The 21,334-nt window shown below is 71.6% G+C and carries 19 protein-coding genes; 10 read left to right on the top strand and 9 right to left on the bottom strand.

The window, feature by feature from the left end:
* The 4 genes from DJ476_RS11635 to DJ476_RS11650 form a co-directional block, all read right to left on the bottom strand.
* Positions 1-1,017 carry a hypothetical protein gene (locus DJ476_RS11635; RefSeq protein ID WP_112490459.1) on the bottom strand — a complete coding sequence of 339 codons (1,017 nt, stop codon included), beginning with the start codon at positions 1,015-1,017 and terminating at the stop codon, positions 1-3.
* 61 nt (positions 1,018-1,078) lie between these two features.
* A complete protein-coding gene (locus DJ476_RS11640) occupies positions 1,079-3,343 on the bottom strand; it encodes a WXG100 family type VII secretion target (RefSeq protein WP_112490460.1) in 2,265 nt (754 codons plus the stop codon).
* A 61-nt stretch (positions 3,344-3,404) separates the two neighbouring features.
* Positions 3,405-3,869: a hypothetical protein gene (locus tag DJ476_RS11645; RefSeq protein ID WP_103416618.1), complete on the bottom strand. Its 465-nt coding sequence runs from the start codon at positions 3,867-3,869 to the stop codon at positions 3,405-3,407.
* A gap of 410 nt (positions 3,870-4,279) precedes the next feature.
* The gene (locus DJ476_RS11650; protein WP_181006417.1) at positions 4,280-5,071 is read right to left on the bottom strand and encodes a SigE family RNA polymerase sigma factor; all 792 of its coding nucleotides are present in this window, start codon (positions 5,069-5,071) and stop codon (positions 4,280-4,282) included.
* 208 nt (positions 5,072-5,279) lie between these two features.
* Here DJ476_RS11650 and afsQ1 point away from each other — a divergent pair, with 208 nt between their 5' ends.
* The 5 genes from afsQ1 (at position 5,280) to DJ476_RS11675 (ending at position 9,368) form a co-directional block, all read left to right on the top strand.
* On the top strand, positions 5,280-5,957 hold the full coding sequence (gene afsQ1, locus DJ476_RS11655) for a two-component system response regulator AfsQ1 (RefSeq protein WP_078533099.1): 678 nt from the start codon (positions 5,280-5,282) through the stop codon (positions 5,955-5,957).
* The gene (locus tag DJ476_RS11660; protein ID WP_103416619.1) at positions 5,954-7,591 is read left to right on the top strand and encodes a sensor histidine kinase; all 1,638 of its coding nucleotides are present in this window, start codon (positions 5,954-5,956) and stop codon (positions 7,589-7,591) included. Before afsQ1 ends, DJ476_RS11660 begins: the two co-directional genes overlap by 4 nt.
* Before the next feature lie 170 nt (positions 7,592-7,761).
* On the top strand, positions 7,762-8,331 hold the full coding sequence (locus DJ476_RS11665; protein ID WP_103416620.1) for a hypothetical protein: 570 nt from the start codon (positions 7,762-7,764) through the stop codon (positions 8,329-8,331).
* Positions 8,332-8,475: 144 nt separating this feature from the next.
* On the top strand, positions 8,476-9,060 hold the full coding sequence (locus tag DJ476_RS11670; protein WP_070205274.1) for a VanZ family protein: 585 nt from the start codon (positions 8,476-8,478) through the stop codon (positions 9,058-9,060).
* 101 nt (positions 9,061-9,161) lie between these two features.
* Positions 9,162-9,368, top strand: coding sequence for a PspC domain-containing protein (locus DJ476_RS11675; protein ID WP_018490974.1), 207 nt, complete (start codon positions 9,162-9,164; stop codon positions 9,366-9,368).
* A 116-nt stretch (positions 9,369-9,484) separates the two neighbouring features.
* On the opposite strand, the gene DJ476_RS11680 is transcribed toward DJ476_RS11675, so the two are convergent.
* Positions 9,485-9,787 carry a hypothetical protein gene (locus DJ476_RS11680; RefSeq protein WP_103416621.1) on the bottom strand — a complete coding sequence of 101 codons (303 nt, stop codon included), beginning with the start codon at positions 9,785-9,787 and terminating at the stop codon, positions 9,485-9,487.
* A gap of 135 nt (positions 9,788-9,922) precedes the next feature.
* Positions 9,923-11,077, bottom strand: a complete 1,155-nt coding sequence (locus tag DJ476_RS11685) for an adenosine deaminase (RefSeq protein WP_103416622.1) — start codon at positions 11,075-11,077, stop codon at positions 9,923-9,925.
* Between the two features lie 113 nt (positions 11,078-11,190).
* On the opposite strand from DJ476_RS11685, the gene DJ476_RS11690 reads away from it, so the two are divergent.
* On the top strand, positions 11,191-11,952 hold the full coding sequence (locus DJ476_RS11690) for an alpha/beta hydrolase (RefSeq protein WP_103416623.1): 762 nt from the start codon (positions 11,191-11,193) through the stop codon (positions 11,950-11,952).
* Positions 11,953-11,982: 30 nt separating this feature from the next.
* On the opposite strand, the gene DJ476_RS11695 is transcribed toward DJ476_RS11690, so the two are convergent.
* On the bottom strand, positions 11,983-12,723 hold the full coding sequence (locus tag DJ476_RS11695) for a hypothetical protein (RefSeq protein WP_112490461.1): 741 nt from the start codon (positions 12,721-12,723) through the stop codon (positions 11,983-11,985).
* Between the two features lie 90 nt (positions 12,724-12,813).
* Positions 12,814-13,767 (bottom strand): LysR family transcriptional regulator, encoded by a 954-nt coding sequence (locus DJ476_RS11700; RefSeq protein ID WP_112490462.1) that lies wholly within the window; start codon positions 13,765-13,767, stop codon positions 12,814-12,816.
* A gap of 62 nt (positions 13,768-13,829) precedes the next feature.
* Here DJ476_RS11700 and DJ476_RS11705 point away from each other — a divergent pair, with 62 nt between their 5' ends.
* The 3 genes from DJ476_RS11705 to DJ476_RS11715 all read left to right on the top strand — a co-directional run bounded on the left by DJ476_RS11705 (position 13,830) and on the right by DJ476_RS11715 (position 17,250).
* The gene (locus tag DJ476_RS11705) at positions 13,830-15,146 is read left to right on the top strand and encodes an MFS transporter (RefSeq protein ID WP_112490463.1); all 1,317 of its coding nucleotides are present in this window, start codon (positions 13,830-13,832) and stop codon (positions 15,144-15,146) included.
* Between the two features lie 193 nt (positions 15,147-15,339).
* Entirely contained in the window at positions 15,340-16,059 is a 720-nt protein-coding gene (locus DJ476_RS11710) for a L,D-transpeptidase family protein (RefSeq protein WP_070205281.1), read from the top strand.
* Positions 16,060-16,170: 111 nt separating this feature from the next.
* Positions 16,171-17,250, top strand: a complete 1,080-nt coding sequence (locus DJ476_RS11715) for a sigma-70 family RNA polymerase sigma factor (protein WP_112492490.1) — start codon at positions 16,171-16,173, stop codon at positions 17,248-17,250.
* 71 nt (positions 17,251-17,321) lie between these two features.
* Here DJ476_RS11715 and DJ476_RS11720 read toward each other — a convergent pair whose 3' ends face one another.
* The gene (locus DJ476_RS11720) at positions 17,322-17,720 is read right to left on the bottom strand and encodes an STAS domain-containing protein (RefSeq protein ID WP_112490464.1); all 399 of its coding nucleotides are present in this window, start codon (positions 17,718-17,720) and stop codon (positions 17,322-17,324) included.
* Between the two features lie 191 nt (positions 17,721-17,911).
* Between DJ476_RS11720 and DJ476_RS11725 the strand changes: the two genes are divergently transcribed.
* Positions 17,912-21,256 carry a S8 family peptidase gene (locus DJ476_RS11725; RefSeq protein WP_112490465.1) on the top strand — a complete coding sequence of 1,115 codons (3,345 nt, stop codon included), beginning with the start codon at positions 17,912-17,914 and terminating at the stop codon, positions 21,254-21,256.
* Positions 21,257-21,334: the final 78 nt, after the last annotated feature.

Raw genomic sequence — 21,334 nt, forward strand, 5'->3', positions numbered from 1 at the left:
TCAGCCGGTGGCGGGGGCCGCGCAGCCGAAGGTCTTGGCGGCGGCCTTCATGAAGGGGGCGAAGTAGGTGTCCCGCTTCGGCAGGTCCTCGTGGCGCTTGCTCGCCTCCAGGTACTGGAGCCCCAGTTCTTCCGCCAGGTAGAGAGAGCCGCCGTCCGCGCAGGGCAGGATGAATCCGACGCCACTGTCGACCTTTTCGGCTTTCCGGCCGTCCGGCGCCGTGCCCTCGGCCGTGCCCGGGAACTTCCGCAGGGCATCGATGAGCAGCGGGTCCCGGGTGGCGGTGTAATGCATGAAGCCGTCACCACGGACGAAGCCACTCGTCTCGTCGTCCAGGGTCAGCTTGCAGAACCACAGGTCGGTGGGGGCCTGCTGCCCCTCTTCGAGCACCTTCGTCCCGGCCGGAACCTGGCCCGCCACGGTCAGGCCGTCCAGGCCGCACACCTGTCCCTCGGCGACCGGGCGCGCGGCATCGGAGCGAGGGGAGACGAGCGTTCCGGGCTTCCCGGGGAGGTCACCGCACTTGGTCCGGGCTGCGATGGTCCGTGCGGTGTCGGTGGCCAGGGCGGCGAAGGCGGTGCGGTCGGCAGCCGGTTCGTTGACGCTGAACGCGGCGACCACCGGCCGGTCGGTCCAGCACTTCTCGGGCAGCATGACCCACGCTCTGTACGCGTTGACCCCGCCGGTCACCTCGCCGGTGAAGTACGAGGCGCCCGGGGGGTAGGGCTCGCTTTCGAACGCCAGTGGGTCGTAGCCCCGTACCCCCCAGAGCCGGACACTGAGCCCGCTCTCGCCGGAACCGAGGACGACGGACGACTTCTCGACGCTGCACCTCGTATCCGTCAGTTCGTCCTCGTCCAGCCCGTCCCCTTCGGCGCCCAGGCGCCCGGACCCGGGAAGGACGGCGTCCACCTTCTCCGCCGACACCAGCCCCCCGCAGAGCCGGTCGGCCGTCAGCACGTTCGTGTTGCGCCAGGCGTGCAGCAGCCCCGCGACCACCACGACCACGGCGGCCACGACCGCCCAGACCTTCCACGCCGGACGCGTACGGCCTGCTGCTCCTGCTGTGCTCACGTGCTCACTTCCTGGTCCGCAGGGCCGAATACGCTTCTTCACGGCCGGTGATGTAGCTCTGCTTGGCCTCGCCCTTGGCGTTCTCGGCGGCGTCGGAGCCCTTGGCGTCGCGGGTGTCGGCCCAGCCGTCGATGAGGTTGTTCGTTCCCGCGATGCCGCCCGCCGTCTCCCGGCTGACGTCGGCGCGTGCGACGTTCTCCTTCTCGGTGATGACGTCCTTGGACCACTCGTAGGTGGCGGCGTCCACGGTGCGCTGCGCGACGTCGCCGAACACGGGGATGGTGTTGGCCAGGGACCCGACGCCGTGGTACGCGTACCGCGCCTGGTCGTTGATCGTGCCGACCTCGGCGTCGCGGACGTCGAGGATCATGTCCGTGCCGATGGCGTTCATGCCGCCGAGGGCCTCGCCCACATGGCGGGCCCGGTTGTCCCAGCTGGTGACGTTCTCGGTCAGGGCGGACTGGGGCACCTGGCGGCCGGTCTCCAGGTACTCGGCGGCGTACCCGCGCTGGCTCTCGTAGAGGGTGTCGAAGACGCGGATGGGCTCGCCCTTCTCGTTCTCGCCCGCCACACCGTCGGAGACTCCGCGCATCACCCGCAGCAGGCTCTCCTTGCTGTTGGCGATGGAGGCGTTGTCGCCGGAGCCTGCGATGTCGTCCTGGCCCACCGGGCTGTTCGGGGCGTAGCCGCCGAGGATGGCGTGGGTGTCCTGCGTGTAGTCGTTCAGGGCGCGGCCGAGCGGGGCCTTCAGCGCCTCCGGTACGGTGTCGCCCCCGGCGCCCTTGTCCAGCGTGGCGATGATGCCCTGCATGACCCGGGCCTGGCCCTCGCTGTGGGGTCCCGGCCTGCCCAGCGGCGATCCCGGTTCGTGGCCGGTCGCCCCGGCCTCCAGCGCGAGCCCCAGGCCGTGGCGGCTGAGCGGGTCGTCGTTGGTGATGAGCGTGGTGCCGGCCACAATGTGCTGCTGCGGCCACTCCCGCGCCCCGTCCCCGTTGCCCACCAGGTAGTCCAGGTGCGCCTGGCCGTGCTCCAGCTTCGGGTCGAAGAAGGCCGTGGCAGCATCGGGGTTCTTGCTCATCACGCCGAGCAGGCTGTCGAGCGCGTCGGCCCGGCCCTCGCGGTGGTTGCCGCCCCACTGCTCGAAGATGGTGCGGTTGTCCTTCTCGGCGGCGATCATGTCGTGGCCGAGCTGGTTGAGGAACTGGTCGTCGAACGGGACGTCGGCGCGGGTCATCATCTCGACGAACGGCCGGTAGCCGTACATCGGGTTGGTCTTCGAGTCGAAGTTCTTGGCCCCGGCCTCCTTGAGTCCCTCGGTGAACTGCTTGTAGAACGCGCCGTCGGGGCTCTTCAGCCAGGCCTCGTACTTCGCGGAGCCGGGGCCCGCGTCCGCCATCGAACCGGGGACGTTCGTGGCCGTCGCCACGGTGTTGGCGAGGCCGCCGAGGAGCTTGGTGTACTGATCTGCGGACGAACCGCCCTCCCGCTCCCGGTCGGACATGACGTCGCTCAGCTTGACGATGCCCTCGGGGCCCAGCCGGTTCAGCAGGGACTTGGCGAAGGTCTTGTCGCCGGCCTGGTCCCGCATCGCCCGTTCCATCTCGGCGAGGTCGGTGTCGGAGACCTTCTTGCCGTCGAGGAGCCGCCTGGCGATCTCCTCGGTGTTGCGCACCTCGTACTCCTCGATGTCACCGAGGGGCTTGCCGTTGAAGCCGTTCGTCGTGCCGTCCGTGGGGTCGGTGTCCTTCACGACCGCCTTCAGCGCGATCTCGACACCGGCGTCCGCGTCCGTGATCTGGGCGACGAGCCGGTCGATCTGCCGCTGCCACGAGCCGACGGCGTCCCGGACGGACTTCTGGTAGTCCGGGTCGTGGTGGTACGCGCTCCGCGCGCCCTCGCTCAGGGTCGAGGTGTCGAAGGTGACCCTGCCGCTGTCCGAGACCTTCATATCGGCCTTCAGGGCATCCGCCCGCACGGTCTGGAGGCTCTTCTTCAGCTCCGTGAACTGGGTGTGCGCGTCCCGGAGCAGCGAGGCTATCGCCTTCGCCTCGGCCTGGGCGTTCTTGTACTCGTTGAGCGTGACGCGGAACTGGGCATTGGCCGCGTCCGCGCTCTGGCCGATCCAGGTGCGCTCCAGCGTGATGCCCTGGACCTCCTTCTCGTACTCCTTCGCCCGCTTGCTGAACTCGCCCGCCATTCCGGTCCACTTGGCCGCGGCCGTGGTGAGAGCGGAGAGGTCCGTCGTCATGATCTCGTGATAGGTGGGCATGCCCTTACCCCCGTTGTCCGGAATGCCTGGTGAACGCGGTGGGCCGGAGCCCTGAGGACCCTCAGTAGCAGTCCAGCGGCGAGATGGAGCGGAACTGCTGCTGGGTGATCAGATCGGCGCCCCGCAGGTTCAGCCGGGCGCCGCTCAGCCCGTTCTCGTCCGCCTCCAGCCGCTTCAGCATGGCCTGCACCTGCTCGCCCCAGGTCTTGTGCGCGTTCTTCAGCGCGCGCGAGGTGGCCCAGCCGTCGCCGTCCTTGGCGCCGAACGCCTTCACCGCCGCCGAGGTCTCCTCGTCCGCGTGGTCGCCGTCCTTCTTGGTGCCGGGCCTGATCCGCGTACGGATGGCCTCGGCGGCGGCCTTCTTCTCGGCCGGGGAGGAGGCGAGCGAGGGGGTACAGGGGGCGAACGGCGGGCCGTAGCCGGGGGCGTAGGGGCCCTGGACCGGGCCGTTGGGGCCCTGGCCGGGAGCGAAGGGGCCGTACACGGGCGGCGGGGAGAGGTCGGCCGGGACCTCGTTGAGCTGCATCGAGACCGGTGCGGCGCCCTCTGCGGATGCCGTCGTCCCATCGGCTGTCTGACTGCTCAACTCGGCCCCCATGAGTCATCTCGAACATCTGCGCCGGATCGTGATCCGGTCACCCTAACAAGCGCTTTTTCCGCCAGGCCCGCATGGCGAACGGGGCCGTACAGGACCCCCCGGCCCGTACGACCCCGCTCCGATTCCCCCTGTGGCCTGCGCCTCCCCCGAAGCGACCGGCCGTTCCCCCGTGTTTCCCCCGGGCCCCCTCGGATCCCGTTTTCACTGCTCCCCCGTGGTTTCCCCACATCTCCCCCGTGGGTTCCCCGCTTCTCCCCCGTAACCCCTGCCTCCCCCGAAGCAGTGGCCGTTCCCGGTTCGTCCCCCGACTCCCCGGGTTCCCCGTTTCCCCCGTAGCCTCAGGCCACCAGCTCGCCGAAGGACTCCTGCTCGTCACGTCCGAAGCTGAGGACCTCGTCCTCGCGCAGCCGGCGGAGGGACCGCCAGATGCTCGACTTCACCGTGCCGACACTGATGTCGAGGATCGACGCGATCTCCGGGTCGGTGCGGCCCTCGTAGTACCGCAGGACCAGCATCGTGCGCTGGAGTTCGGGCAGCCGGGCGAGCGCCTGCCAGAGCACCGCGCGCAGCTCCGTACCGCGCATCGCGTCCGTGTCGCCCACCGTCTCCGGCAGCTCCTCGGTCGGGTATTCGTTCAGCTTGCGCCTGCGCCAGGCGCTGATGTGCAGGTTGGTCATGGTGCGGCGCAGATAGCCGCCGACCGCCGCCTTGTCGCTGATCCTGTCCCACGCCCGGTACGTCGAGAAGAGGGCGCTCTGCAGCAGGTCCTCCGCCTCGAACCGGTCGCCGGTCAGGTGGTAGGCGGTGGCGTACAGGGAGGCCCGCCGCTCCTGGACGTAGGCCGTGAACGCCGCTTCGGCGTCCCCGGTCTCCGTCCGGGCGCGGTCCCCCGTGACCTCCCCGTACGCGCTTCCCCCGTTGCCCCCCGTGTCCCCCGTGGGTGCGTCCACCACCGTCATGTACGGCTTGCGCGACTGCTCCGCGGCCGACGGTGACGGCAGGTGCTGACGCCCGGCGCCCCGAACACACCCCCGTACGTTCGTAGCGCCGGACTTCTCGCCGCTCCGGCCGATGTCGTGGAGACGCGTGACAACTGCGCTTGAGCTGGTGCTGCTGTGCAGTGCGTTCATCTCGCGCCCCCTATCGGTGGAGATCGTTGGAGTCCGTCGTGGTGGTACGTGCCGTACTTCCCTGCTGCCAAAGAGCTTGCCGGGGCAGTTTCATGGCGCTGTCCCCCGACTGTCACAGGCCTGTCACAGGGGCAGTTGCGGCCGTATCCGGCAGCTGTGCGGGGCCACAGGTCGAACTGAAGCGCCCCCATGGGCCAGAATGACGCTCGTGCCTTTCCTGTTGCTGATCGAGGACGACGACGCCATCCGCACGGCCCTCGAACTCTCGCTGTCACGCCAGGGCCACCGTGTGGCCACCGCGGCGACGGGAGAGGACGGCCTGGAGCTGCTGCGCGAGCAGCGCCCCGACCTGGTCGTGCTGGATGTGATGCTGCCCGGGATCGACGGTTTCGAGGTGTGCCGGCGGATCCGCCGCACCGACCAGCTGCCGATCATCCTGCTGACCGCGCGCAGCGACGACATCGACGTCGTGGTGGGACTGGAGTCCGGCGCGGACGACTATGTGGTCAAACCCGTCCAGGGCCGGGTGCTGGACGCCCGGATCCGGGCGGTGCTGCGCCGTGGTGAGCGGGAGTCGACCGACTCCGCGACCTTCGGCAACGTGGTCATCGACCGGTCCGCCATGACCGTGACCAAGGGCGGGGAGGATCTGCAGCTCACGCCGACCGAGCTGCGGCTCCTGCTGGAGCTGAGCCGCCGGCCCGGCCAGGCCCTCTCCCGGCAGCAACTGCTGCGGCTGGTGTGGGAGCACGACTACCTGGGCGACTCCAGGCTGGTGGACGCCTGTGTGCAGCGGCTGCGCGCGAAGGTGGAGGACGTGCCGTCCTCGCCGACCCTGATCCGTACGGTACGGGGCGTGGGCTACCGGCTGGACTCGCCTCAGTGACGGAGAGAACCAAGCGGTCCATCCGGGCGGGGCTCCGCTGGACCAGCCTGCGGCTGCGGCTCGTCGTGGTCTTCGCCCTGGTGGCGCTGACGGCGGCGGTCTCCGCCTCGGGGATCGCGTACTGGCTCAACCGCGAGGCCGTGCTGACCCGTACGCAGGACACCGCGCTCGACGACTTCCGGCGGCAGATGCAGGACACGGCGGCCACGCTGCCGGTGCGGCCCACCAAGGACGACCTCCAGCGGGCCGCCGGGCAGATGGCGTCCGGCGGGCCCGGCTACAACGTGCTGCTGGAGGACGAGCGCGAACAGGGCAAGCCGATCGTCGGCTACTCCGACCTGGACGCCTTCACCCTGACCGATGTGCCGGACCCGCTGCGGAAGCAGGTGTCCCGCAAGCAGCCGCTGACCGCGAACAACGAGCACGAGTACCACCTGTTCTGGCAGCGTACGAGCATCTCCGGCACCCCGTACCTGGTCGCCGGTACGCGGATCATCGGCGGCGGCCCGACCGGGTACATGCTCAAGTCCCTCGACCAGGAGCGGCAGGACCTCAACTCACTGGCCTGGTCGCTGGGGATCGCCACCGCCCTGGCCCTGATCGGCTCGGCGCTGCTGGCCCAGGCCGCCGCGACGACCGTGCTGCGGCCGGTGCAGCGGCTCGGTGACGCGGCCCGCAAGCTGGGCGAGGGCAAGCTCGACACCCGGCTCACGGTCTCCGGTACGGACGAACTCGCGGATCTCTCCCGTACGTTCAACCGGACCGCCAGCTCGCTGGAGAAGAAGGTCGCGGACATGAGCGCGCGGGAGGAGTCCAGCCGGCGGTTCGTCGCGGACATGTCCCACGAGCTGCGCACCCCGCTGACCGCGATCACGGCGGTGGCCGAGGTGCTGGAGGACGAGGCGGACAGCCTCGACCCGATGATCGCGCCCGCCGTGCACCTCGTGGTCAGCGAGACCCGGCGGCTGAACGACCTGGTGGAGAACCTGATGGAGGTGACCCGCTTCGACGCGGGCACCGCGCGGCTGGTCCTGGACGACGTGGACGTGGCCGACCAGGTCACCGCGTGCATCGACGCCCGGGCGTGGCTGGACGCGGTGGACCTGGACGCGGAGCGCGGCATGATGGTCCGGCTCGACCCGCGCCGCCTGGACGTGATCCTGGCCAATCTGATCGGCAACGCCCTCAAGCACGGCGGTTCGCCGGTGAACGTGAAGGTGCGGACCGAGGGCGAGGAACTGGTCATCGAGGTACGGGACCACGGTCCGGGCATCCCCGAGGAGGTGCTGCCGCACGTCTTCGACCGCTTCTACAAGGCCAGCGCCTCCCGACCGCGTTCGGAGGGCAGCGGGCTCGGCCTCTCCATCGCCGTGGAGAACGCGCACATCCACGGCGGTGACATCACGGCCGCCAACTCTCCGGAGGGCGGGGCGGTCTTCGTCCTGCGCCTCCCGCGCGACGCCTCGAAGCTGACGGGCGGCGCAGGCGCGGGCGGGGACGGAGGCGGTACGGGGAACGGGGCGGACAAGGAGCCGGGCGGGCGGGGCGAGCACGGTGGAGGTCCGGGAGGCGCCGGGGGTTCCGGGGGCGCCCGGGGTTCCGGAGGCAAGGGCGAGGACGGTGGGGTGTCATGACGGGTGCGGTTCGGCCGACGGCGGCGGATGCGTCCCGGCCGCCCGGGCGCCCGTCGGGGGCGCGCGGGCCTGACCCGTCGGCGGCGCGCGGGCGTGGCTCGACGGCGGCGCGCGGGCCCTGGACGCGTGGGGCGCGTGGCGTACGTCGTGCCGGTGCCGGGTTCGCCGCCGTGCTGGCGGCCGTCGCCCTGGCCTCGGGGTGCGGGATCCGGACCACGTCCGTGCCCGTGGACGCCGGGGCCGCGCCCTCCCGGGTGCCGTGCAAGCTACCGTCGGCGGACGTCACGACCCGGTCGCCGGAGAGTGTGGCCGCGCCCGTGTACCTGGTGTGCGCCTCGCAGCTGGTGACCGTGGACCGGCCGGTGCCCAGCGGCGCGGCCGGCGGCGCCGACCCGCTGGTGGCCGCCCGCGCCCTGCTGGACCAGGTGCAGCAGGCGCCGCCCGAGACCGAGCGGCGGGCCGGGTTCTCCACGGCGGTCCCGGCCGGGCTGCGGGTCGAGAACCCCCGGACCGATGACCCGGCGGGCGCCCTGCGGCTGAGCAGCCAGCCCGAGGACCTGTCGGCGGAGGCGCTGGCGCAGTTGGTGTGCACGTACGCGGAGAACGAGGCGCTCGTGACGGACGGCTCGGTGGTGCTGGGCGGCCCGGGAACGTATCCGCCGCGCGGCTATCTCTGCACCTCGCAGACGAAGTCCCGGCCGCAGGACGTGACCACCCCGGACGTGCTGAAGCGGGACTGAAGCCGGGCGTCAGCCGGGCGTCAGCCGGGCCGGGCGGAAGCCGGGCGGAAGCCGCCGGTGAGTCACCGGGAGACCGTCGGGAGACCACCGGGAGAGCGTCGGGGCCGAAGTCGCGGAACCGATCCGGCCGGCCGGGGCGTCTTGGTGGGCGTGCGTCAAGGTTCGGGTCAAGGTTCCGACGGTCAGGCCGTCATCCACTTCCGCGCGGCGGGTGTCACTCTCCTCCTCGCGCATCTGCTGTTCGTCGGGTGGCTGACGCTGCGCCCGCTGGATGTGCCCTGGACCGCCGCCGCGAACTTCGAGCCGCTCGCCTCGATCAGGAACGACCTCGCACTGGGGCCCGCCGAGGCCCTGCGCCGGATCGGCGGGGCGCTGCTCCTGCTGGCCCCGCTCGGGGTGCTGCTGCCGATGGCCGGGGGCCGGGTCTTCGTCTCGCCGTGGGTGTCTCTGCTGCGGACGGTGGCGGCCGGGGCGCTGATCTCGCTCGCCATCGAGCTGGGCCAGACCGGGGTGCCGGGTCAGGTGGTCGACATCGACTCGGTGCTGCTGAACACCACGGGGGTGGTGGTGGCGCATCTGCTGGTCGTGCCGGTCTGCCGGGCGCGGCTGCGCCGCCGGGGGGTGCCGGGCGTACGGGACCTCCCCCGGTACCGGCAGGAGACCCGTCTGCGGGATGAGGCCCCTGGGGGTTCGACCCCGACGATTTCCAGGGTCGGCATCGCCCCGTAGAGCGATGCTTTGTCCCCCTTCCCGGGCGCACCATGGATACACCGGGAGCAGAACAGAGCCGCTCCCGCCGCTACGGTTCACGTCTCGCGAAGGAGCCCACCATGGCCGCACTGGTCCGCCCCACCGAAGGACGCATGATCGGCGGGGTGTGCGCGGGGCTGGCACGGCGCTTCGGCACCTCGGCCGGCACCATGCGCGTCATCTTCGTCGTCTCCTGCCTGCTGCCCGGCCCGCAGTTCCTGATCTATCTGGCGCTCTGGGCGCTGCTGCCCTCGGAGAAGTCCGCCTCGTCCGCGTCGGCCTGGTGACGCGACCGGCCGGTCGAAGGGCCGCGCACGGAGCCGGTCGCGGGACCGCGTACAGCACGGTGGGGCGCACACCCTGGTCAGGGTGTGCGCCCCACTGCTGTGTGCTGCGGCCGCGGTCAGCCGCCGAGCGGGATGCCGTTGGCGGTCAGGCCCTGCGTGGGCAGTCCGCCGAGCAGGCCGAGGGCCGGGGCGACGGACTCGGTGGCGTCACCGCCGAGGACCTTGCCGACGGTCTCCTGGACCGGGGCGTTCTGGGCCGCCTGGGAGACGGTGTCCAGCGCCATGGAGGAGACGGGGAGCGCGCCGGCCGCGGTGTCGAGCGGCAGGGAGGGGGCGGCGGAGGCGCTGCCGGCGGCGGCAGCGGCGAAAGCGGCACCGAGAGCGGCGACACCCAGAGTCTTGGCAGCGGTCTTCTTCATGAAGAATTCATCCTTGGGGAAGGGGATGTGAGCGGCTCTGCACGGTAGCCATCCCGGCGCCCCGACCGCAAACATCCCGACACGCGAAAAATGGCCGGGGAATTTTTCCCCGGCCATCTTCCACACCCTCGGACGTCAGCTCGTGGCAGCGGCAGAACCGCTGGTCACAGCGGTCTGACGGAAAAGCCACTCGGACTTCAGCTCGGCATAACCGGGCTTGACGACCTCATTGATCATCGCGAGACGTTCGTCGAAAGGAATGAAAGCTGATTTCATCGCATTGACGGTGAACCACTGCATGTCGTCGAGCGTGTATCCGAATGCCTCGGTCAGCAGCTCGAATTCCCGGCTCATGCTCGTCCCGCTCATGAGGCGGTTGTCCGTGTTCACGGTGACGCGGAAGTGCAGCTTCCGCAGCAGCCCGATGGGGTGCTCGGCGTACGAGGTGGCGGCGCCGGTCTGGAGGTTGGACGTCGGGCACATCTCCAGCGGGATGCGCTTGTCCCGTACGTAGGAGGCGAGGCGGCCGAGGGAGACCGAGCCGTCCTCCGCGACCTCGATGTCGTCGATGATCCGCACCCCGTGGCCGAGCCGGTCGGCGCCGCACCACTGGAGGGCCTGCCAGATCGACGGCAGGCCGAAGGCCTCGCCCGCGTGGATGGTGAAGTGGTTGTTCTCCCGCTTGAGGTACTCGAACGCGTCGAGGTGGCGGGTGGGAGGGAAGCCGGCCTCGGCGCCCGCAATGTCGAAGCCGACGACGCCCTGGTCCCGGTAGCTGTTGGCGAGTTCGGCGATCTCCAGCGCGCGGGCGGCGTGCCGCATCGCGGTGAGCAGGGCGCCGACGCGGATGCGGTGGCCGTTGGCGCGGGCGATGCGCTCGCCCTCGCGGAAGCCCGCGTTGACCGCCTCGACGACCTCTTCGAGGGTCAGCCCGCCCTCCAGGTGCTGCTCGGGGGCGTACCGGATCTCGGCGTAGACGACGCCGTCCTCGGCGAGGTCCTCGGCGCACTCGGCGGCCACCCGGAAGAGCGCGTCACGGGTCTGCATGACGGCGCAGGTGTGGGCGAAGGTCTCCAGATACCGGGGCAGCGAACCGGAGTCGGCGGCCTCGCGGAACCAGATGCCGAGCTTGTCGGCCTCGGTCTCGGGGAGGGAGTCGTAACCCTGCGCGCGGGCCAGCTCGATGATCGTCCCCGGGCGGAGGCCGCCGTCGAGGTGGTCGTGGAGCAGCACCTTGGGGGCGCGCCGGATCTGGTCGGAATCGGGGACATTCAGGGTCTGGCTCGTCATCTGGGCACTGTAGCGCCTACGCGCGTAGAGCGCCCGCCGACGGCTTCCGTCGATGCGTAACAGTGACCGGAAAGTCGGGTGGAGTACACCTGCTCTTCTGAGACTGTTCTGTCATGGCACAGCGCGCACTCCCCCTGCCTGCCGCCAGGCTGGGACGGGCCGTCTCGACGGCCGGAGCACCATACGAGGTCAGCGGCGTGGTCCTGCTGCTCCCGGACGGCGAGCCCGACTCACGGCGCCGTCCCTCACCCCTTTCCTACGCGGTACAGCTGCCGTTCGCCCGTGCGCTGGCGCGCGCCGGGGAGGGCGACGGGCTGGCGGTGCACGTCCTGCGCTACCGCTGCCGGGGCTGGAACGACGCCGACGCGCATCCGGCGCAGGACGCGGCCTGGGCGGCGGACGAGGTGCAGCGGCGGTACGGGGACGTGCCCGTCTGCCTGGTCGGCCACGGGATGGGCGGGCGGGCGGCGCTGCGGGCCGCCGGGCACGGGGCGGTCACCTCGGTGCTGGCGATGGCGCCCTGGCTGCCGGACCACACCGCCGCCGAGCCGGAGCCGGTGAAACAGCTCGTGGGGCGGCGGGTGCTGATCGTGCACGGCACCAACGACGAGCGCACCGACCCGGAGTTGTCGTACCGGCTGGCCGAGCGGGCGAAGAAGTCCAACCGGGACACCTGCCGCTTCGAGGTCCACTCGGACGGCCACGCGCTGCGCCAGCACCGGTCCGAAGTGGTGGCGCTGGCGGCCGACTTCGTACGGGGCTCGCTCTTCGCCCGCTCCTACGCCCGCCCGGTCAAGGACGCGCTGGCCGCCCCGCCGCCGCTGGGGCTGCGGATGCCGCTGGCGGCGGGGTTCGGACGGTCGCTGCGGCACTGAACGCCGTACGGGGGCGGAGCCCGTAAGACATCAAGCCGTACGTTCCCCGCCCATCCCCCGCAGCAGCAGCGCCGCCCCCGTCCACGCCACCGCGCACCCGGCGGCGGAGATCAGCAGGACGAGCCAGAGGGTGTCCGTGGCGGTGGCGGCGACCACGGCGACGGCCGCCGCAACGAAGGTCGCCACCATCGGTACGAAGACCTGCGCGGCCCGGACGGCCGGGGCGCGGGTGGCGCGGCGGTGGTGCAGCCACCCCGCGCCCCGCAGGAAGACGGCCCCGACGATCAACAGGGCGAGCCCCACGGCCAGTCGGACGGTCGCATGGCGGCCCGGCTCGTCGATCGTGTCCTGGCGCAGCTCCCCCAGGCCCACCGCCCACACCGTGGAGCGCCAGGAGGAGACCGTGACCCGGTCCCCGGGCCTCAGCTTCTCCCAGACCGGCCCATGGCCCCGCATCCGTATCCGGAACGGCGGTTCCTCGGCCTCGCCGTCGAGCGTGACCCAGTTGGTGACGGCCTTGTTCGACCGGCCGGTCTCGGTGGAGACGACGGTGGCGGGCCACTCGGAGAGGCAGTCGCCGTTCTCCACCGCCGAGCCACCGATCTCCGCGCACGGCCGTGCGGCCCGGAAGTCGCGGGCCTCGGAGAGCGCCCCGGGCAGCAGCGCGAACAGAACGGCGGCGGCGAGCACCATCACCGAGCCGATGACGGCCGCGAAGACGACGCCCTTCAGGCCCGGGTCCCCGGGCGGCGGAGAGGAAGCAGGATGCACCGGCCCATTGTCGCTCGCCTGTTCCCGTGGGCGCCCACCCCTTCGTTCCTGTGGGCGCCCGCCCGTTCGTTCCCAACTGTCCGGCCCCCCTCAGTCCGGCAGCAGGTTCCCCCGCCGCGAGAGCAGGAACCGTTTGAAGGCCGCGACCGGTGGGGTGTCCGGGTGGCCGTCCAGCCAGGCGACCCCGATCTCGCGGACCGCGCGCGGGGCCGTCACCGTCAGCTCGACGACCCCCGGGCGGGCGACCGCCGGGGGCGGCAGCAGGGCCACGCCGAGACCGGCGGCGACCAGGCCGCGCAGGGTCTCGGCCTCCTCGCCCTCGAAGGCGACGCGCGGGGTGAATCCCGCCTCCGTGCAGAGGTCGTCGGTGATGCGGCGGAGCCCGTAACCGGGTTCGAGGGTCACGAAGGTCTCGTCGGCGGCCTCCGCGAGGCGGATGCGGCGGCGGGTGGCGAGGCGGTGGTCGTCGGGGACCACCAGGCGCAGGCGCTGTTCGTCGAGGCGGCGGGTGACCAGGTCGGGGGCGTCGGGCACGGGCGAGGTGAGGCAGAGGTCGAGGCCGCCCGCGCGGAGCCGTTCGATCATCGCCTCGCCGTAGTTCTGGACGAGCTGGAAGCGGACCCTCGGGTGGTCGGCGCGGAAGGCGCGGATCAGGGCCGGTACGGTCTCCGAGCCCATGGTGTGCAGGAAGCCGAACGAGACCCGCCCCGCCGTGGGGTCGGCGTCCGCCCGGACCGAGTCGGCGGCCTTCTCCACCTCGGCCAGGGCGCGTTCGGCGGAGGTGAGGAAGGTGCGGCCGGCCGGGGTGAGCGAGACCGTACGGCCCTTGCGGGCGAACAGGGCGACGCCCAGGTCGGCTTCGAGCCGGACCATGGCACGGGAGAGCGTGGACTGCGGGACCCCCAGCTCCTGTGCGGCGCGGGTCACATGCTCGTGGCGGGCGACCGCCTCGAAGTACGCGAGGCGGGGCGCGAGGACGGCCCGGATGTCTTCTTCGTAACTGCTCGGTGACAGCCGGGGCTGTGAGCTGCGTTGATGCACCATAGGATTGATTATGGCGGTTTCGTGCATTGGACGCATGAAACGTGGCGCTCTACGTTCGTCGTATGCCTCCCGCCGATACCGGGGCATCCACCGTCGTCGTGGATGCCTCTGCCCCGTCGTCCCCCGTCATCACCTCCCGCACCGCCGCCGCTCCCGCGAGCACCGCCGGGCGCCTCGAGCCCGGCCGGCCCGGCTACCGGAAGATGAGCTTCGCGCTCTTCGCCGCCGGGGTCGCGGCCTTCGCCCTCCTCTACTCCACCCAGGCCCTGCTGCCCGCGATCTCCACCGCGTACGGCGTGAGCGCCGGCCAGACGAGCTGGACGGTCTCCGCGGCGACCGGAGCGCTGGCGCTCTGCGTGCTGCCGCTGAGCGCGCTCTCGGAGCGGTTCGGGCGGCGGGAGATGATGACGGTCTCGCTGACGGTCGCGGTCGTGGTCGGGATGCTGGTGCCGTTCGCGCCCTCCATCGGCTGGCTGATCGCGCTGCGGGCCGTCCAGGGCGCGGCGCTCGCCGGACTGCCGGCCTCCGCGATGGCGTATCTCGCCGAAGAGGTACGGCCCAAGGCGCTGATCGCCGCGATCGGACTGTTCGTGGCGGGCAACAGCATCGGCGGCATGAGCGGCCGCGTCCTCACCGGCTGGGTCGCCCAGGCCTGGGGGTGGCGCGCGGCGCTCGCGGCGGTCGGTCTGCTCGCGCTGGCGTGCGCCGTCGCCTTCCACTTCCTGATCCCCCGGGCCCGTAACTTCACGCCCGGCACGCTCAACCCGAAGGCGCTGGCCAGGACTGTCGCCACCCACCTCTCCAACCCGCTGCTGGTGCGGCTGTACGCGATCGGCGCACTGTTCATGACCGTGTTCGGCGCGGTCTACACGGTGATCGGCTACCGGCTGGTCGACGAGCCGTTCTCGCTGCCGCAGGGCGTCGTCGGGTCGATCTTCCTGGTCTACCTGGTCGGCACGGTCTCCTCGGCCGCGGCCGGACGGCTGGTGGCCCGCCTCGGCCGCCGGGGCGCGCTCTATCTCGCGGTCTCGACCACGGCGGCCGGGCTGCTGCTCTCGCTGTCGGACGCGCTGCTCGCCGTGCTGGCGGGGCTGGTGCTGATCACGGCCGGGTTCTTCGCCGGGCACGCGGTCGCCTCGTCCTCGGTGAGCCGGACGGCGACGGCGGGCCGGGCGCAGGCGTCGGCGCTCTACCAGTCGGCGTACTACCTGGGCTCCAGCGCGGGCGGCACGCTGGGCGCGGTCGCCTTCCACACGGGCGGCTGGGCGGCGACGGTGGCCCTCGGGCTGCTCGCGGTCCTCGGCGTCGTCTCGATCACGCTGTACGGGACCCGGGTGGCGCGGGCCGAGCGGCGGGCGCTGGTACCGGCGACCCGATGACCATCCGACCCGTCGCTTGAAGGCCGTCCGGAGGCTTGTTCCGGAGGCCGTCCGGAGACCCGTTCCGGAGGCCGTAATTCCGGCTATGCCGGACCGCGACGCAACCGAGACCTGACCCGTGCAACCCCCGCTCCCCTTCGCGCGTCTCCCAGGCGTAACCACAAAACCACTGTGGGCGAAGGGGAGTTGGCGCATGGGAGTCACGGCGAAAATACCCGGAGGACGGCGGCTGCGACGTGGGGCGGCGCTCTCCGTGGCCGGGCTGGTGGCGGCACCCGCCCTGGTCCTGGGCACCGGGACCGCGGCCCAGGCCGCCTCCTGCACCACCTCCACGGGGCCGCACCAGAAGCAGGTCGAGAAGTTCCTGAAGCGGCCCGTCGACGGCAAGCAGTCGGCCGCCGACTGCAAGGCGATCCAGAAGTTCCAGAAGGCCCACGGCATCACCCCGACCATCGGGTACGCCGGGCCGCTGACCTGGCGCACGATGAACACGATGAACGCCCAGAAGGCGGCCGGGAAGAACCCCAACAAGGCCGGGAAGTGTCCCACCAACAAGGGCCGCATCGCCTGTGTCGACCTGACCCGGCAGCTGAGCTGGATCCAGGACGGCAAGAAGCTGAAGTACGGCCCGGTGCCGGTGCGCACCGGCCGGGACGGCGCCGAGACGCGTACCGGCGCCAAGAAGATCTACTGGCGCAACATCAACCACTGGTCGACGATCTACAAGGTGCGGATGCCGCACGCGCAGTTCTTCGACGGCGGCCAGGCGTTCCACTCGGTCACCAAGTCCATGTACAACCCGCCGGGCTCCGGTGGCTGCGTCAACATGCGTCCCGCCGACGCGAAGGCATACTGGAACCTGCTGAAGAACGGCGACGACGTGTACGTCTACGGGCGCAAGCCCGGGACCTGATCGGCGCGGGCCCGTCGGCCTCTTTCCACCCCTGTTGTCAGTGCCCTGCGGTAGCTTCCGAGGTACCGGGTGACCAAGGCCGCGGCGCGGCTGCGCGACAGGGGTGGAGCCATGAGCGATCTGACCACGACGACGGCCGCGGGTGCGGGACCCGGAGGCACCGGAGCCTCCGGGGACGCCAGAACCTCCGGAGCCGCCGGAGCCCCCGGTGCCGCCGACATCGACGCCCGCCTCGAAGGCCACCGCACCGAGCTGACCGGGTACTGCTACCGGATGCTCGGTTCGGCGTTCGAGGCCGAGGACGCGGTGCAGGACACCCTGGTGCGGGCCTGGCGCAACTTCGACAAGTTCGAGGGCCGCTCCTCCCTGCGCTCCTGGCTCTACCGCATCGCCACCAACGTCTGCCTGGACATGCTGAAGGCGGGCAACAAGCGGGCCCGCCCGGTCGATCTGAGCGGCCCGACCCCGCTCGCCCAGGCGGCGCTCACCCCCCGCCCGGAGAACGTCTGGCTGGAGCCGATGCCGGACGGCCGCACCCTGCCCTCCGTCCAGGACCCGGCGGAGGCCGCCGTGGCGCGGGAGTCGGTGCGCCTCGCGTTCGTCGCCGCCCTCCAGCATCTGCCGCCCAAGCAGCGGGCCGTGCTGATCCTGCGCGAGGTGCTCGCCTGGAAGGCCGCCGAGGTCGCCGAGCTGCTGGAGACCTCCGTCGCCTCGGTCAACAGCGCCCTCCAGCGGGCCCGGGCCACCCTGACCGAGCAGGAGGGCCGGGTGCCGGACGCGGCCGACCCGCTCGACGAGGAGCAGCAGAAGCTCCTGGAGCGCTATGTGAAGGCGTTCGAGGGGTACGACATGGCCGCCCTGACCGCGCTGCTGCACGAGGACGCGGTGATGACGATGCCGCCGTTCGACCTGTGGCTCCAGGGCACCTCCGACATCACGGGCTTCATGACGACCATCGGCGCGGCCTGCGCGGGCTCCCGCCTGGTGCCGGTGTCGGCCAACGGCTCCCCGGGCTTCGCCCACTACAAGCCCGATCCGGAGGGGTCCGGTTTCGTGCCGTGGGCCGTGCAGGTCATCGACGTCCGGGACGGGGCGATCGCGGGCATGCACTGCTTCCTGGACGTGGAGCGGTGGTTCCCGCTCTTCGGCCTTCCGGAGCGGCTGCCGGCGGGGGCGACGGGCGGGGAGTGACGTAGGGCGGGGGGCCAGGTCCCGGGCGGGGTCAGGACGTCGGGCCCCGCGCCCGACGCCCCCCCGTGCGCCTACGCCCCCGGGGCCCGTACCTCCGCCGCACCCTCAGGCTCCCCGAATTCTCCCGGCTCTCTCCGCGCTCCCTGGCCCCCCGGCTCCCCCAGCCCCACCACATCCGCCAGCCCCACCAGGTCCAGCAACCCCTGGAGTTCGGGTCCCACCCGGCGCAGCACGAGCTGCCGCCCGGACCGGCGGGCGACCAGGGCCAGCCGGGCCACCGCCTCCACCAGGGCCAGGCCGGGCCGGACCACGCCGCCCACATCGCACTCCACGGGGCCCGGTGGTGCGGGAGGGACCCCGTCCGGCACAGGAGCCCCGGGGCCGCTCAGCAGGGTCTCCAGCTCCGCGCAGAGGGCCGGTACGGCGTCACGGGTGACGTGTCCGGCGACGACGAGAACGATCGGTTTCATGGCTGCCACAACGGGAGGACCGCTTCCGTGACCGAAACTCATCGCCGCCCGGGGTGGGATTTCGGCCGATGAGCCTCAACTCACAAGTTGTGCACATCCCTTGCGAACCTCTTCACCACTTTTCCCCTCTGGTCTGAGTGAACGGTTCAGAGGAACCGCCTCATTCTCCAGGGGGAGAGTTGCGCAGACATGTGAACAGGGCGGGGGTCCCGGCCGTCGCCGCGGCCGTCGCCGTCGCGCTCGCCGCGGGCATGACCACGCCCGCCGCCGCCCAGCCGGTCCGGCCCGCAGCCGCGGGCCCGGCCGCCTCCGGCCTCCCGGGCAAGGCCGTGCACCAGCTGACGCTGATCACCGGTGACCGGGTGTCGGTGGACGCCGAGGGCCGGGTCGTGGGCTTCGCGCCCGCGCAGGGCCGCGCCGGTATCCCGGTGCGCAAGCAGATACGGGACGGGCGCACGCTCGTCATACCCGCCGACGCCCAGCGGCTCATCGCCTCGGGCAAGCTCGACCGGCGGCTGTTCGACATCACGGAGCTGAACCGGCCGGAGAACCGCCGGGCGCAGAAGAAGGACCTGCGGCTCATCGTCAGCTACCAGGGTGCGCAGAGCGCCCGGGCGAAGGCGGACGTCCGGGACGCGGGCGCCACCCGGATCGGCCGGAGCCTGCCGTCGCTGAACGCGCAGTCGGTGGCCACGCCGAAGGAGGACGCCCCCAGCCTGTGGGAGGCGCTCACCAGCGAGCAGGCCGGCAGCCCGCAGCGGACCACCGCGGCGGGCATCGACCGGGTCTGGCTGGACGGCAAGCGCAAGGTCGCCCTCGACCGCAGCGTCGCCCAGATCGGCACGCCGGCCGCCTGGCAGGCGGGCTACACCGGCAAGGGCGTGAAGATCGCGGTCCTGGACACCGGGGTGGACGGGAACCACGCCGACCTCAAGGGCAAGATCGCCGCGGCGAAGAACTTCTCCTCCTCGCGGGACCTCAAGGACCGGGTCGGCCACGGCACGCACGTCGCGTCGATCGCCGCCGGTTCCGGCGCCAGGTCGGGCGGGAAGTTCAAGGGCGTCGCCCCGGACGCCAAGCTGCTGGCGGGCAAGGTGCTCGGCGACGACGGGTTCGGCGACGACTCGGGCATCCTGGCCGGCATGGAGTGGGCGGTCGCCCAGGGCGCCGACATCGTGAACCTGAGCCTCGGCGGCATGGACACCCCCGAGGTGGACGCGCTGGAGGCGGCGGTCAACCGGCTCTCGGCCAAGAGCGGCGTCCTCTTCGCCATCGCGGCGGGCAACGAGGGCGACGGGGCGGGCACGATCGGCTCGCCCGGCAGCGCGGACGCCGCGCTGACCGTCGGCGCGGTCGACGTCAAGGACAAGCTGGCGGGCTTCTCCAGCCGTGGCCCGCGGGTGGGCGACGGCGCGGTCAAGCCCGATGTCACCGCCCCGGGCGTGGACATCACGGCGGCCTCCGCCCCCGGCTCGGAGATCGCGCTGGAGGTCGGTGAGAAGCCCGCGGGCTACACCACCATCTCCGGTACGTCGATGGCCACCCCGCATGTCGCGGGCGCCGCGGCCCTGCTCAAGCAGCAGCACCCCGACTGGAAGAACACGCAGCTCAAGAGCGTGCTGGCGGCCTCGGCCAAGCCGGGTGCGTACACCCCGTTCCAGCAGGGCGTGGGCCGGATCGCGGTGGACCGGGCGCTCGCCCAGACCGTCGTGAGCGACCAGGTCTCGGTGAGCTTCGGCGTGCAGCAGTGGCCGCACACCGACGACGTCCCGGTCACCAGGAACATCACCTACCGCAACCTGGGCACCGCCGACGTCACCCTCGATCTGAAGGTCACCGGCACCGGCCCCAAGGGCAAGCCCGCCCCGGCCGGGTTCTTCACCCTGGGCGCGCAGCAGGTCACCGTCCCCGCGGGCGGCACCGCCCAGGTGGCGCTGACCGCCGACACCCGGCTCGGCGGTGCGGAGACCGGCGCGTACTCCGCGTACGTCGTGGGCACCGGCGGCGGCCAGAGTGTCCGCACGGCGGCCGCGGTCGACCGGGAGCGCGAGTCGTACGACGTCACGCTGAAGGCCATCGGCCGTACGGGCAAGGCCCCGGCCGGCGCGGACTTCTCGCTGGGCGACCTGGGCGGTACGGCGGACGGCGCCTCGTTCACCGCGCCGTTCAAGAACGGGGTGGCCAAGGTCCGGGTGCCCAAGGGCACGTACGTCCTGGACTCCGACATCGTCACGGACCGGAAGAAGCCCAACCACATCGACTGGCTCGCCCAGCCGAAGCTGGCCGTCACGAAGAACACGACGATCACGCTGGACGCCCGCAAGGCCAAGCCGATCAACATCACCCTGCCGGTGAAGGGCGCCAAGGTCCGCAGCCTGCAGAGCGAGTTCTCGATCTCGACGAAGCACGCCGAGGCCACCTACAGCTGGATGGTCGGTGCCGGGGACAGCCTCCGCACCGCCCACCTCGGCCCGAAGATCACCGACGGCTCGCTCACCCAGCGCTGGGCCGGCAGCTGGAACACCGGGGCGGCGGGCGACTACAACACCGTCTCCGGCGGCCGGGTCCAGCAGCTGGGCACGGGCTACAGCCGTACCTACAAGGCCAACCAGTTCGCCACGGTGAAGCTGACCATGGGCGCCGGGGCGGTCAAGAAGAAGACCGGCATGGTCTACCCGATGGCCGAACTGCCCGGCGGCTACGGCCTCTTCGGCTCCCCCGCCACGCAGTCGCTGCCCGGTGTCCGCACGATCCGCCTCTCCACCACCGACAAGGCCCGCTGGACGCTGGACTTCTCGCAGGTGGGCGGCAAGGACGCCGACGGCTTCCCGGTCTACGACGCGGGCTACATCGCCGGTGACACCGTCGCCTACCAGGGCGGCAAGACCTACACCCGCACGGTCAACACCGGTGTCTTCGGCCCCCGGCTGACCCGCGACGACGGCATCTACAGGGACGGCAACGAGATCGCCGCCGTGCTGCCGGTCCTGGCCGACGGCAAGGGCAACGAGGGCGGGATGCAGCTCACGTCCGTCACGACGGTGCTCCACCGCAACGGCAAGAAGTTCGCCCAGAACACGGACCCGCTCCAGGGCTGGGAACCCTTCCAGGTCCCGGCGGGCGACGCCTCCTACAAGCTCACCTCGTCGGTGACCCACAGCACCAAGATCGGCCGCCTCTCCACCCGGGTGGACGTCAGCTTCTCGTTCCGCTCCAAGAAGTCGAGCACCAAGCTCCCGGCCTCCACCGCCCGCTTCACCCCCGCCATCGGATCCGACGGCTACGCGAAGGCGGGCAGGACGATCTCGGTGCCGGTGACGGTCCAGGGCTCGGCCGCCGGGAAGAACCTCAAGTCGCTGACGGCGTACGTCAGTTACAACGGCGGCAAGACCTGGAAGAAGGTCACCGTGAAGAAGGGCAAGATCTCGGTGAAGAACCCGGCGAAGGGCAAGGCCATCTCCTTCGCCGCCGACATCACCGACAAGAAGGGCAACAAGTCCTCGGTGAAGATCTACAACGCCTACCTGGGCAAGTGACCTTCCAGGAGCGGTAGTTCCCCCCGCACGACGGTGGCCCGCCGCACGGAGAAGGTTCCGTGCGGCGGGCCGCTCGCG

The sequence above is a fragment of the Streptomyces bacillaris genome, from assembly GCF_003268675.1.
Lineage (GTDB): Bacteria > Actinomycetota > Actinomycetes > Streptomycetales > Streptomycetaceae > Streptomyces > Streptomyces bacillaris.

Excerpts from the sequence above, each read along its gene's own strand:
- DJ476_RS11640 (WP_112490460.1), bottom strand. The coding sequence starts at position 3,343 with ATGCCCACCTATCACGAGATCATGACGACGGACCTCTCCGCTCTCACC.
- DJ476_RS11645 (WP_103416618.1), bottom strand. The coding sequence starts at position 3,869 with ATGCAGCTCAACGAGGTCCCGGCCGACCTCTCCCCGCCGCCCGTGTAC.
- DJ476_RS11650 (WP_181006417.1), bottom strand. The coding sequence starts at position 5,071 with ATGAACGCACTGCACAGCAGCACCAGCTCAAGCGCAGTTGTCACGCGT.
- DJ476_RS11675 (WP_018490974.1), top strand. The coding sequence starts at position 9,162 with ATGGCCGCACTGGTCCGCCCCACCGAAGGACGCATGATCGGCGGGGTG.
- DJ476_RS11680 (WP_103416621.1), bottom strand. The coding sequence starts at position 9,787 with ATGAAGAAGACCGCTGCCAAGACTCTGGGTGTCGCCGCTCTCGGTGCC.
- DJ476_RS11685 (WP_103416622.1), bottom strand. The coding sequence starts at position 11,077 with ATGACGAGCCAGACCCTGAATGTCCCCGATTCCGACCAGATCCGGCGC.
- DJ476_RS11690 (WP_103416623.1), top strand. The coding sequence starts at position 11,191 with ATGGCACAGCGCGCACTCCCCCTGCCTGCCGCCAGGCTGGGACGGGCC.
- DJ476_RS11700 (WP_112490462.1), bottom strand. The coding sequence starts at position 13,767 with ATGGTGCATCAACGCAGCTCACAGCCCCGGCTGTCACCGAGCAGTTAC.
- DJ476_RS11705 (WP_112490463.1), top strand. The coding sequence starts at position 13,830 with ATGCCTCCCGCCGATACCGGGGCATCCACCGTCGTCGTGGATGCCTCT.
- DJ476_RS11710 (WP_070205281.1), top strand. The coding sequence starts at position 15,340 with ATGGGAGTCACGGCGAAAATACCCGGAGGACGGCGGCTGCGACGTGGG.
- DJ476_RS11715 (WP_112492490.1), top strand. The coding sequence starts at position 16,171 with ATGAGCGATCTGACCACGACGACGGCCGCGGGTGCGGGACCCGGAGGC.
- DJ476_RS11720 (WP_112490464.1), bottom strand. The coding sequence starts at position 17,720 with ATGAAACCGATCGTTCTCGTCGTCGCCGGACACGTCACCCGTGACGCC.